Source organism: Halobellus litoreus (genome assembly GCF_024464595.1).
In the GTDB taxonomy this organism is placed as follows: Archaea; Halobacteriota; Halobacteria; order Halobacteriales; family Haloferacaceae; genus Haloquadratum; species Haloquadratum litoreum.
In genome coordinates this window covers 735,502-747,425 of the sequence record NZ_JANHAW010000002.1, presented here as the reverse complement: position 1 = coordinate 747,425, position 11,924 = coordinate 735,502, and the positions used below count along the sequence as shown (strand labels likewise).

Below are 11,924 nucleotides of genomic sequence, written 5' to 3'. Positions count from 1 at the left end.
AATCGTTCGCCAGACCTACGGACGGTATGCTCGAAGGTGCGCTCTCGATCGCCCTGCAGCTCTCGATCCCCCCCGAGACGCTGCCCCTCCTGCTCGTCGTCGCCGGGATCGGACTCAGCGTCCTCGAAGCGTTCGCGCCGGGCGCGCACTTCGTCGTGCTCGGCGTGGCGCTACTGGCCGCGGGGCTCGTCGGCCTGATCCTCGGCCCGCTGGCGTCCCCGATCGTCCTCGGCGTCCTCGTGCTGGTCTTCGGTGCGCTGTCGCTCTACGGCTATCGCGAACTCGACATCTACGGTGGAAAGGGCACCGGGCAGACGAGCGACTCGACGAGCCTCCGCGGGCGGACCGGCCGCGTAACGGAGCGCGTCACGCCGACCGAGGGCGAGGTCAAACTCGACGACGGCGGGTTCAACCCCTTCTACTCCGCCCGCTCGGTCGACGGCGAGCTCGCGGAGGGAACAGAGGTTGTCGTGATCGACCCCGGCGGCGGCAACGTCGTGACCGTGGAGTCGCTATCGACGAACTACGACGAGATCGACCGGGAGCTCGCACGCGGGCGGGACGAGGAGACCGAAAGAGCGGACGACCGTGAGACCGAGGCTCGCGAGGAGGAGACCGGCGACCGCGAGGACGGAACCGGAGACGGAGAGCGAGACGCCGAATCCGAAACGGAGCGCGCCTGAAAACCGCCGGACGCCGGCGTCGAACGCGACCCTTCTTGCACAACATCTATTATGCCGCCATCGGCTTCTGCGCATATGCCCGAACACGTCAGCCGCCGAAGATTCCTCCAGGGTGCCTCGCTGGGCGCCATCGGCGGCGTCAGTGGCTGTTTACGGCTGACTGAGTCCACGGCTGATACTCCGACACCCCGATCGACGGACGACCCCGGCACCGGGACCGCTCCCGACGCGGGGACGGCCGCGCAGAGCGAGACGCCGTCCGCGTCGTCGTTCAGCGCTCGCGAGAGCTGGACGCTGGACAAATCCGGCAGCGACATCGTGACGTACGACGGGACGTTCTACCTCTCGACGTGGGTCTCGAAACAGCTCCTCGCCGTGAAACCTGACGGAACGATCGAGTGGGAGACCGACCAACTCGGGAAGTTCAAGCGCGACTCGCTGTCGGTGACCGAGTCGACGATTTTCGCACGCGGATACGGCGGCCAACTCACCGCGGTCGAGCGGTCGAGCGGGACGCCGCTGTGGAACTTCACCGGCGGACGGTACGATTCTTGGACTACGAAGCCGCTCGTCACGGACCAGTACGTCATCTGCGCCAATCGGGGTGATACGCCCGAGACCGACGACGAGTACGTCGTGTATATCCTCGACCGCGGGTCCGGCGAGGTGGTCGACACCATCGAGTACACGGGACTCAGATCCCCCATCGAATCGATCGGACGAGTCGGGAGTAACTTCTACGTCGGGACGTTCAACTTCCTCGACCTCTACGCGCTCGATTCGCGATCGGAAGTCGCGTCGTACGACAAACACCTGTACGGGACGGGTTACGTTCGCGACGGCGACCTCTTCGTCGCCACCTCCAGCAACGTCTACCGATACCGACTCACCGGTTCGGAACACGAACTGATCTGGGGGACCACGCTCCGCGGGTCGGTCAGCGATCTGCGCTTCACGTCCGATGGGATTCTCGCCAACGGCGAAGCGGGCATCTTCAACGTCGGGTACGACGGCGAACAGCGGTGGTGGGGCGAGATGGACGCCTACACCGACCGACCCGCGGTCGTCGACAACTACGTCTTCGCCCTCGACAAATACCACCAGCTGCGGATGTTCGACTTCGACTCCGGCGACCGGGTCGACGAAGCCACGCTTCCGCCGGAGGGGTTACCGCTCGCACCGCTCGCGAGTATCGATCGGACTCTCCTGGTCGGGCTCGAACCGCTGATCGCGTACGACGTCCCGTAGCTGTCGCCTCGTCGCCGCGGCGTTGGGTCCTCGGGCCAACGCTTATGAGAGCGACACACCAAGTCCCGAGTATGGTACTTGGTCCCGTTTCGCTGCAGACAGGCATCGGTATCCCGACCGTCGGGATACTCGTGCTCCTCCTCGCGATCGTCACCGTCTATCAGATGGTCGAGATCGTCGACGCCTACGAGAAGAAGGCGCTGACGGTCTTCGGCGAGTACCGGAAACTCCTGGAGCCGGGTATCAACTTCATTCCGCCGTTCGTCTCGCGGACGTACCCGTTCGATATGCGGACGCAGACGCTCGACGTGCCCCGACAGGAGGCGATCACCCGCGACAACTCGCCGGTCACTGCCGACGCCGTGGTCTACATCAAGGTGATGGACGCGAAGAAGGCGTTCCTGGAGGTCGACGACTACAAGCGCGCCGTCTCGAACCTCGCGCAGACGACGCTGCGGGCGGTCATCGGCGACATGGAACTCGACGACACGCTCAACAAGCGTCAGGAGATCAACGGTCGGATCCGCCGCGAACTCGACGAACCCACCGACGAGTGGGGCGTCCGCGTCGAGAGCGTCGAAGTCCGTGAGGTCAACCCCTCCCAGGACGTCCAGCAGGCGATGGAGCAGCAGACGTCCGCCGAGCGTCGCCGCCGCGCGATGATCCTCGAAGCGCAGGGTGAACGGCGTTCCGCGGTCGAGCAGGCCGAGGGTGAGAAGCAGTCGAACATCATCCGCGCGCAGGGCGAAAAGCAGAGCCAGATCCTCGAAGCGCAGGGTGACGCCATCTCGACGGTCCTCCGCGCGAAGTCCGCCGAGTCGATGGGCGAACGCGCGATCATCGAGAAGGGGATGGAGAGCTTAGAGACCATCGGCCAGGGCGAGTCGACGACGTTCGTGCTCCCGCAGGAACTCACGAGTCTCCTCGGCCGCTACGGCCGCCAGCTGACCGATTCGGACGTGCAGGAGCAGGCGGGGCTCGACAGCCTCGACTTCGATTCGGAGACCCGAGAGCTGCTCGGCCTCGACGACATCGAGGAGATCCTCGGACAGATCGATCAGGCGACCGAGATGGACGTCGAGGAACTCGAACAGGAGGCCGAAGCGATCAAGCAGGGCGGCGGCACGGACATCAAGAGCCCCGACGAAGTCATCAGCGAGGCCGACGGGGCCTCGTTCACGGAACCGGACGAGGTCGTCGGCGACGCGGAGACGGAGGCGGCGGCCGGTGGCGAACCCGACCCGGACGCCGGTAGCGAACCCGACTCGGACGCCGGTGACGACGAGACGACCGACGAAGCCGACCCTGCGGTCGAGACCGAACGAGAGTAAGTGTAGATCGTCTTACAACACCCGCCCCGACGGTTTTCGAGCGGTTCGGTCGTTCTATTCGATCGATTGACCCGAGCGAAGCGCTTTTGACCGCGTCGCACCGTACTACGGGTGAACCGAATGGCGGATCGCGACATCGACGAGGAGAAACGGACGACGCTGCGGCGCTTCGCCGCCCTGGGGGCGGCCTCGCCGCTCGCGGGACTCGGAGCCAGCGGGAGCGCCGAGGCCGCCGAGACGACGAGCGACGCCCGCGACGCCATCGTCGGCTACGTCGCCTCGACCCCGGGCGCGCACTTCTCGAAGATCCGTGACGATCTCAGTCTCGGGACGGGCGAGACACAACATCATCTCCGCCGCCTCGTCGACGACGGCACCCTCGTCTTCCAGCGCGACGGCGACTACAAGCGGTTCTTCCCGGCGGGACGGTTCTCGGCGTTCGAGCGGACGGCGCTGGGCTATCTCCGCCGGCGGACGCCGCGGGGGATGCTCGTCGAACTCCTCCGGAACCCGGGGACGACCGGCTCCGAACTCGCTGACCGACTCGACGTCTCGCGAGCGACCGTGAGCGGGTACGCGAGCGAACTCGACGAGGCCGGATTGCTCTCGCGCGAGGACCGCTATGCGGTCGAACGACCGGAGACGCTGCTCACGCTCGTGATCAGGTACGCGGACTCGTTCGGTCCCGAGGCGGCCGCGCTGGCCGCGGAAGCCGACTCGCTCCTCCGCTACGATCCGTAGCAAGGGGTAGCGAGAACGGCGGTCCCACGGACCGATGCGTCAGCCCTGAGCGTTTTCCGTTCCCTGCGCCGTCCGCGTCTGCACCTGTTCTTCGACGTCCGCACGCGGAACGAGCGCACTCACAGCGTCGGCGCTGAGCAGTCCCAGAACGCCCCCTGCGTCGCCGCTCACGATCACCGCGCCGAGCGACCGGTACTCCGTTTCGACGGTGACGCCCTCGGCCTCCGCGGCGGTGTCGCCGAGCGCGGTCATCGCCTCGTCCAGGTACTCCTGCCGAAGCGTCGCCAACTCCTCTTGGGCCTCTTCCTGGGTGATATTGCCGCTCTGGAGTTCAGACCGGAGTCGGGTCTGTTCCTCCCGGAGCGCCTCCTGGTCGATGGTCGCGATTGCGGCGACGCCATCGGTGCTCGCCTCCCCGTGCGATCCCGCGTGCTCGTCGGTGCCGGCGTCGCCACCGAGGTCGAACTGATCTGTGCATCCGGCGAGCAGCGCCGTGCCGCCGGCGCTTATGCCTTCCAGGAGCCGTCGCCGCTTCGTCGGAGTCTGATCGGCCATTACCGTTTCCGAGTCGAGACGCTGTCGGTAAAACGACTGCTGTTCACCGCCCGTTTCAGGTCGCCAGGGCCAGGCTAGTTCGTCACTTTCCAGGTCGTCCCGGACGAGTAGCCCCACTTCTCGACGGTGAGGTCGACGTCGCCGTCCAGCAGCGCGCGCATATTCGCGCCGACTTCCTTCGCCGAGAGATCGAGTTCCTCGGCGATGAGCCGCGATTTGAAGTACGTCCGCTCGTCGGCGTTCGCACGGAGGTACCGCAGGATCCGGCGCTGTTTCTCGCTGAGGTTCGGTGCAGTCGTCGTCGAAGCAGTCGCGCTCATACAGACACCCACGCGATACCGCCCTATGTTCGGTTTGGTACGGGAGGCTAACACCGCGCAGTGATTCGATTTTCTCCCTGCGAGGCCGGTATTCGACCCCCAGGGTTCGACTGAAGGTACGGTCACCTAACTCCGTCGCGACCGGGAACCGGACCCGAATCGAGACAGAAAGTTCATACGCGCCGGAGAGCCAGCATTGGGTAATGGCTGGTCCCCACCGCGGCGACGGGAGCGAACGTTCCGATCCGTCCCCCGAGACTGCCGAGAGCGGCGGGGACCGCGCGGACGGGGGCGCCCCGACGAACGCGGTCACCAGCGGGGCCACGGCCGAGGGAGTGACCGTGAGCGTCGTCCTCCCGGCCTACAACGAGGCCGACACGATCGAGGCGACGGTCGCGACGACGCTCGGGACGCTCGCGGCCTTCCTCGACCCGGGAACCTTCGAGGTGATCGTCGCCGAGGACGGCTGCGAGGATCGAACGCCGTCGATCGCGGACCGGTTGGCCGCGGAGGACGACCGCGTCCGACACGTCCACAGCGACGAGCGTCTCGGGCGCGGCGGGGCCTTAGAACGCGCGTTCGAGGCCGCCCACGGCGACACGCTCGTCTACTTCGACACGGATCTGGCGACCGATATGCGGCACCTCGAGGAACTCGTCGAGCGCGTCCGCTCGGGAGCGGCCGACGTCGCTACCGGATCGCGCTGGATGCCCGAGAACGTCGCCGACCGGCCCGCGAAACGCGGGGTTCCGAGCCGCGTCTACAACGGCCTCGTCCGCACGCTCCTCCGGTCGGACCTCCGCGATCACCAGTGCGGTTTCAAGGCGTTCAGCCGGGAAGCGTTCGAGGACCTCCGAACGGACGTCGAGGACGCTCACTGGTTCTGGGACACGGAGATGCTCGTCCGCGCACAGCGCGCCGGCTACGAGGTGGCCGAGTTCCCCGTCGACTGGGAACCGAAGGGCGACACGAAAGTCGACCTCGTCCGCGACGTCCTCGGAATGGGCAGTCAGATCCTCCGCACCTGGTGGCAGTTGTCCGTTCGACCGCGGCTCTCGAAGCGCGTCGGCCTCGTCGCCGGCGGGGGTCTGGCCCTCCTCGCGCTTGTGTTGATGACGCAGTACATCGACTTCGGGACCGTGCTCTCGGAGATGCGGGCGGCCGACCCGGTCCTCGTCGTCGCGGCGACGCTCGTCTACCTCCTGTCGTGGCCGCTCCGCGGCCTCCGCTACCGCGACATCCTCGCGGAACTCGGCTACCGAGAACGGGTCGACTTCCTGACGGGCGCGGTGTTCATCAGCCAGACCGGCAACCTGGTGTTCCCCGCCCGCGCGGGCGACCTCATCCGCGCGTACGTGGTCAAGGCCCGACGCGCCATTCCGTACCCCTCCGGGTTCGCGTCGTTGGCGGCCGAGCGGGTGTTCGACCTCCTCACCATCGCGTCGATGGCCGGCGTCGTCCTCATCGGCTACACGGTCACCGGACAGACGGCCGAACTCGCCCGCGCGTTCGTCGGTGCCGAGGGCGCGGGTCGCGTGGCCGTCGCCGTCGCGTTCGGCGTCAGTCTCGTCGCCATCGCCGCGGTCGGCGCCATCGCCGTCTCCGCGCGGAGCGATCGCGACTACGTAACCGAACTCGTCTACCGCGTGAGCACGGACTCGTACGCCGATTTCGTCGCCGGCGTGATCGGGCGGTTCGTCGGCGACCTCCAGACGGTGGCGGGAACGCGCACCGGCTTCGCCCGCGTCGGCGCGACGAGCGTCCTGATCTGGACGCTCGACGTCGTGACGGCGCTGCTCGTCCTCGCGGCGTTCGCGCCGGCGCTCCCGCTGGTGGAACTGATCGCGGTGAGCTTCTTCGCCGTCAGCGTCGGTAACCTCGCGAAGGTGCTGCCGCTGTCGCCCGGCGGGATCGGCCTCTACGAGGGCGCGTTCACGCTTCTCGTGGTCGCGCTGACGCCGCTGGGACCGGAACTCGCGCTGGGCGCGGCTGTCCTCGACCACGCCGTGAAGAACGTCGTCACCGTCGTCGGCGGCTACGCGTCGATGCTGGGGCTCAACGTCTCGCTGACGACCGCCGTCGAGGAGACCCGCGAAGTCCGCGGCGCGGAGGAGTCGCCGAAACTCGACTGAGTCGAGGCCCGGTTCCGGGTGCGTCCAGACCCCGCGATTTCTCAGTACAGATCGCTCAGAAAAGGCGAGGCAGCGGCCGCAACGGCGGCGTCGAGCGCATCCGTCCGGGTCAGCTTCCCGCCGGTGAACGCGCCCGCGGCCCCCTGGTTCTCGGCGACGTTCGACTCGCCGAGGACGTCGTCCATCACCGGCCCCAGTTCCTCCCCGTTGCCGACTCGGAGGGCGATGGAGGTGGGCAACGGGAGACTCGGTCCGGCACCGACGCCCCAGCGGTCGCCGTCGGTGACGGCGGCCCACATCACCAGATACAGCTCTGCGCCTTCGTCCCCGCTCGCCGCCGACGGTTCGACGTCGGCGACGCCGCCCTCGATCCCGACGCCGAGGTCGTAGGCGTCGGTCCCGAGCGCCGCTTCGGCTCTGTTGCGCGCGCCGCGCCGGGTCTCCTCGCGGCCCATCGGCTGTTCTCCGACGCCCGAGGCGACCGGTTCGGCGAAGACGTCGTCGTCGGGAAAGACGCGGACGGTCGCGTCGCGTTTCACCGGGTTCCCGCTGCCGACTGCGATTCGCATACCCACGGGTGGACGCACCCGGGGGTTACGTGTGTCGGTTTCGGCGAGAGCAGTGGCTCGGCGCTCGTCGTCTATCGTGGCGAACAGTCGGTACGCGCCGCCGGACCGACAGCCCGCCGGCGCAGCCGCTCGCTCCCGCGCCGACGTACCGAACGACCGCTGCCCGGCGCGGGGCTCTTCTCAGCTCACGCCCGCTCTGGTCTCCCCATCGCATATGAACGTACGCGAGGTCCGGTGGGGCGTCGCATTCGGGCCCGCGGCGGCTCACGCGCCGTCGTCGAACAACTCCGCCAACGTCTCGATACCGTCGATGAGCGCCGGACTCGGCTGATTCAGGAGGTCGTCGTCGAGGACGTGGACCGCCGCGTCCAGGTCCCAGCCGCGGTCGTCGAGAATGTCGGGATCGACGCTGTCGCCGTGCCCGCAGTGGTGGACGACGACGTGCTCGGGGTCCGCGGCCTCGACGCGCTCGCGTGAGACTTCGCGCGAACGCCCGCCAGGTTCGCAGAACGGGTACCGACCGCCGGCGACTTCGACCGCCTCGGGAACCCAGTTGCCGGCGGCCATCGGGGGATCGCCCCACTCCTCGCAGTAGACGACGGGGCGCGCGTCGCGGTCGTCACCCGCGGCCACGCGCGCCTCCCGCCTCGCCCGGACGGCGGCGACCCGCTCCCGGGCGTCGGCCGCGAGTCGGTCGCCTGCCTCGGGTCGCCCCACTGCGCGGCCGAGCGCCGCGAAGGAATCGATCACCTCGTCGAGGGTCTCGGGTTCGACGTGGCGGACGTCGTAGCCGCGCTCGCGGAGTTCCTCGCTGATATCCGCCTGGAGGGCGTCGGCGGTGCAGACCAGGTCCGGACCGATTTCGGCCAGTCGGTCGTAGTCGGGGTTCAGCCACCCGCCCACCACCGGGCGGTCGAGCGCGCAGTGAGCGGTGACGCCGCAGACGGCGTCCGCGGCATCCATCGCAGACAGCGTCGCGGTGGCGCTCGGGGCGAGCGAGACGACGCGCTCGACGGGGTCGGTGGTGTCCTCGGAGCCGGCCGCGCTCGCCCGGTCTGCGGCGTCGGTGGTCCTCCTCCTCGGCGGGTCCATACCGGCTATCGCGCCGTCGAGACCAAGTGTATTGTGGACCCGGCGACGGTCGGAGTCGTACGCCGCGATTCGCGGCGACCGACTTCGGCACCCGACGTACGCGACCGGTTCACCGGGTTCAACTCGTATATAAATCATCACGGTCGTTTTCGATGGATCGCTCGGTTCGGGGCTGTGCGTTCGATTCGAGCAACCGATTCCGAACCCTTTTTATCTTCTCCGTCGGTGGGGTTGGTACGGACCGCTCCGGGCCTCTCTCATCCGTATCTGTGGCACGGAGCATTCGTCGCTATACCGATGAGCGAGAAGAGTACCTACACTCGCGTGAACGCGAGAACGAGAGACGAGTCGCGAACGAACGAGGGCCGAGACGGCGACTCGGCCGGCCAGCGGTGGGTTCGACCCGGAGAGGAGGAAGAGGAGACCGAATCCGAGACCGCCGACGAAGAGCTGTCGTGCCCGGAGTGCGGCGGCAACGTCGTCGTCGACGACGAGCACGGCGAGACCGTCTGTGACGACTGTGGACTGGTCATCACCGAAGACTCCGTCGACCGCGGCCCCGAGTGGCGCGCGTTCGACGCCAAGGAGAAAGACCAGAAGTCCCGCGTCGGCGCGCCGACGACGAACACGATGCACGACAAGGGGCTGTCGACGAACATCGACTGGCGCGACCGCGACGCCTACGGCAACTCGCTGTCGTCGAACCAGCGCCAGAAGATGCAGCGGCTCCGCAAATGGAACGAGCGCTTCCGGACGCGCGACTCGAAGGAGCGCAACCTCAAACAGGCGCTCGGCGAGATCGATCGGATGGCCTCCGCGCTCGGCCTCCCCGAGAACGTGCGCGAAACCGCCTCGGTTATCTACCGCCGCGCGCTCGACGAGGACCTGCTCCCCGGCCGCTCCATCGAGGGCGTCGCCACCTCCTGCGTGTACGCCGCCGCCCGGATGGCCGGCGTCCCCCGATCGCTCGACGAGATCTCGGAGGTCTCACGCGTTCCCAAGAGCGAGGTCGCGCGCACCTACCGATACATCGCGCGCGAACTGTCCTTGGAGGTCAAGCCCGCGGACCCCGAACAGTACGTCCCCCGGTTCGCCTCCGAACTCGGCCTCTCCGACGAGGCGAAGCTCCGCGCGCGTCAGCTACTGAAGAACGCCAAGGAGAAGGGCGTCCACTCCGGGAAGTCCCCGGTCGGCCTCGCCGCCGCCGCCGTCTACGCCGCGGCGCTTCTCACCAACGAGAAGACGACGCAGGCGGCCGTCAGCGACGTCGCAGACATCTCTGAGGTCACGATCCGGAACCGCTACCACGAACTGCTCGAAGCCGAAGAGAGCATCGGCCTCGCGTAGTCGTATCGGTCGATCCCGCGGTCGGCCCCCCGGCCTCGGTGCTTCGGTCGATTCCCGGACGTTTATAACTCATCGCGGCGTCGGAGTCTGGTATGACCGGAACGCGTCGCCGTGCGTTGATCGCGACACTCGTCGCCGTCCTGGGCGCAAGCCTGGGCGTCGCCGGCGCGGGCCACCTCTACCTCCGTCGCTGGCGACGCGCCGCCGCCTGGTTCTCCTTCGTCGTCGGCGCGGCGCTCGTGCTCCTCTGGACGTTCGTCGATCCGTCGACGCTCGATCTCGCGGACCCGGCCGCCGTCGCGGCGGTCGACCCCGCGACCCTGCCGGCGGCCGTCACCGCGCCGCTCTTCGCCCTCCTGCTGATCAGCGCGGTCGACGCCTACCGTCTCGCCGCCGCGGGTCCGCAGACGACCGACGGACCGCAGTGTCCGAACTGCGGCGGGGAACTCGACCCCGAAATCGACTTCTGCCCGTGGTGTACGATCGAACTGGAGTGGGAACGGCCGGCCGACGAGCAGTAACGTCGGCCGTCCAGCGCTGCCGACGAACCGACGCGTCGAAATCCTCGCAGGCAGCCCCCGACCAGCCGGACCTCGACGGTCGGTACGCACCTGCGAGACATCGAAAAATACGATTGTGGAGCGTGCGGAGAAAGCTGATGTCGGGATCGGCGGGAACGAGGATTTCAGCGGCGTCGCCGGACTACTTCTCGATGATGCTCTCCTCGACGGCCTCGCCGAAGTGCCGGGCGGTCTCCTCGTAGTACAGGAGCACCTCGTCGCCGGCTTCGAGATCCGTGACCGACTTCCGACCCTCGCGCGTCGGGACCTTGATCGTCTCGGCGTTCTGCAGGAGCGTCTCGACGCGATCGCCGTCGATCTCGGCCTCGACGCGGAACATCGGGCGCTTCTCGATCTTCACGCGGCCGACGACGGCCTCGCGGGTCTTGCCGCCGGAATCGACCACCTGCACCTCGTCGCCGCTCTTGAGTTCCGAGAGGTACTTCGTGCCGCCGTCGGGCGTCCGGACGTAGGCGTGGACCGCGCCGGCGTTGACGCGGAACGGCCGCGAGGCGACGTACGGCGACTCGGCGGTCTCGGCGTGGACGAAGAAGAGGCCGCGGCCCATACTCCCCACGAGCATCCCCTCGTCGTGATCCATCAGGTTCCCGGTGTCGACGCAGACCCGGTCGGCCATCCCCGTGCGCTCGACCGCCGTCACGGTCGCCCACTGGAGGTCCAACGTCTCGCGCTCGGCCTCGTCGCGGATCTCGACGGTCTTCCTGATCTCGTCGGGATCGTCGGAGTCGATGAGGACCCCGTCGGACCCGAGTTCGAGCGTCTCGAACGCCGTCTTTGCTTCCTCGGCGGTCGTGACGCCCGCGATCAGGTCCGTCTCCTCGCCGATCCGCGCGATGAGGTTCTCCAGTGGGATGATCGTCCAGTCCTCGCCGACGACGATGGTGTAGTCGGCGTCCTCGGCCGCCGCCTCGGCGAACCCCTCGTAGTCCTTCGAGAGGATCCGGACGTACGCCCCCTGCGCTCGCTCGTCCTCGCGGCGGAGCGTGGTGAGGTCGGCCGACCCGGAGAGATCCTCGGGCAGGTCGACCGTTCCGTCGCCCTCGCCGTTCTTGCCGACGATGTAGGCGTCGGCGCGCCCGGCGTCTCCGTCGTCGTCCTCGCCGGCCTCGACGTCGTCGATGAGGCTGCTGTCGGCGTCGGTCTTGAACGCGGCCACGGAGACGTCGCCGAGCGATCGCACGCGGGCGACGTCGGCCTCGTCGACGAGCACCCAGTCGACGCCCGCTTCGAGGCCCGCCGTGATCCGTCGCTTCCGTGTCTCCCAGTCGCCGACGCTGTCGTCGGCCTTGAGCCAGACGCTTCGTGTCATCGTTGTCGGTGCAACT

At 68.0% G+C, this 11,924-nt stretch carries 12 protein-coding genes; 7 read left to right on the top strand and 5 right to left on the bottom strand.

Annotation, left to right across the window (positions count from 1 at the left end; translation table 11 throughout):
- Nucleotides 1-26: 26 nt before the first annotated feature.
- From NO360_RS11335 to NO360_RS11320, 4 genes are all read left to right on the top strand, one after another.
- A complete protein-coding gene (locus NO360_RS11335; RefSeq protein WP_256307919.1) occupies nucleotides 27-683 on the top strand; it encodes an NfeD family protein in 657 nt (218 codons plus the stop codon).
- A 75-nt stretch (nucleotides 684-758) separates the two neighbouring features.
- Nucleotides 759-1,931, top strand: coding sequence for an outer membrane protein assembly factor BamB family protein (locus NO360_RS11330; protein ID WP_256307918.1), 1,173 nt, complete (start codon nucleotides 759-761; stop codon nucleotides 1,929-1,931).
- 71 nt (nucleotides 1,932-2,002) lie between these two features.
- Entirely contained in the window at nucleotides 2,003-3,262 is a 1,260-nt protein-coding gene (locus tag NO360_RS11325; protein WP_256307917.1) for an SPFH domain-containing protein, read from the top strand.
- Nucleotides 3,263-3,382: 120 nt separating this feature from the next.
- Nucleotides 3,383-4,003, top strand: coding sequence for a winged helix-turn-helix transcriptional regulator (locus tag NO360_RS11320; RefSeq protein ID WP_256307916.1), 621 nt, complete (start codon nucleotides 3,383-3,385; stop codon nucleotides 4,001-4,003).
- A 39-nt stretch (nucleotides 4,004-4,042) separates the two neighbouring features.
- Here NO360_RS11320 and NO360_RS11315 read toward each other — a convergent pair whose 3' ends face one another.
- Both NO360_RS11315 and NO360_RS11310 read right to left on the bottom strand, forming a co-directional pair.
- Nucleotides 4,043-4,558 carry a hypothetical protein gene (locus NO360_RS11315; protein WP_256307915.1) on the bottom strand — a complete coding sequence of 172 codons (516 nt, stop codon included), beginning with the start codon at nucleotides 4,556-4,558 and terminating at the stop codon, nucleotides 4,043-4,045.
- 74 nt (nucleotides 4,559-4,632) lie between these two features.
- Complete coding sequence (locus NO360_RS11310; protein ID WP_256307914.1) at nucleotides 4,633-4,878, bottom strand: DUF7123 family protein; 246 nt, start codon at nucleotides 4,876-4,878, stop codon at nucleotides 4,633-4,635.
- Nucleotides 4,879-5,081: 203 nt separating this feature from the next.
- Here NO360_RS11310 and NO360_RS11305 point away from each other — a divergent pair, with 203 nt between their 5' ends.
- Complete coding sequence (locus NO360_RS11305; protein WP_256307913.1) at nucleotides 5,082-7,010, top strand: flippase-like domain-containing protein; 1,929 nt, start codon at nucleotides 5,082-5,084, stop codon at nucleotides 7,008-7,010.
- A gap of 41 nt (nucleotides 7,011-7,051) precedes the next feature.
- On the opposite strand, the gene NO360_RS11300 is transcribed toward NO360_RS11305, so the two are convergent.
- Both NO360_RS11300 and NO360_RS11295 read right to left on the bottom strand, forming a co-directional pair.
- Entirely contained in the window at nucleotides 7,052-7,579 is a 528-nt protein-coding gene (locus tag NO360_RS11300; RefSeq protein ID WP_256307912.1) for a DUF84 family protein, read from the bottom strand.
- A 264-nt stretch (nucleotides 7,580-7,843) separates the two neighbouring features.
- A complete protein-coding gene (locus NO360_RS11295) occupies nucleotides 7,844-8,671 on the bottom strand; it encodes a helical backbone metal receptor (RefSeq protein WP_256307911.1) in 828 nt (275 codons plus the stop codon).
- A gap of 297 nt (nucleotides 8,672-8,968) precedes the next feature.
- Here NO360_RS11295 and NO360_RS11290 point away from each other — a divergent pair, with 297 nt between their 5' ends.
- Nucleotides 8,969-10,018 carry a transcription initiation factor IIB gene (locus tag NO360_RS11290; RefSeq protein WP_256307910.1) on the top strand — a complete coding sequence of 350 codons (1,050 nt, stop codon included), beginning with the start codon at nucleotides 8,969-8,971 and terminating at the stop codon, nucleotides 10,016-10,018.
- Between the two features lie 92 nt (nucleotides 10,019-10,110).
- On the top strand, nucleotides 10,111-10,539 hold the full coding sequence (locus NO360_RS11285; protein ID WP_256307909.1) for a zinc ribbon domain-containing protein: 429 nt from the start codon (nucleotides 10,111-10,113) through the stop codon (nucleotides 10,537-10,539).
- Nucleotides 10,540-10,720: 181 nt separating this feature from the next.
- On the opposite strand, the gene NO360_RS11280 is transcribed toward NO360_RS11285, so the two are convergent.
- Nucleotides 10,721-11,908, bottom strand: coding sequence for a 3-dehydroquinate synthase II (locus NO360_RS11280; protein ID WP_256307908.1), 1,188 nt, complete (start codon nucleotides 11,906-11,908; stop codon nucleotides 10,721-10,723).
- Nucleotides 11,909-11,924: the final 16 nt, after the last annotated feature.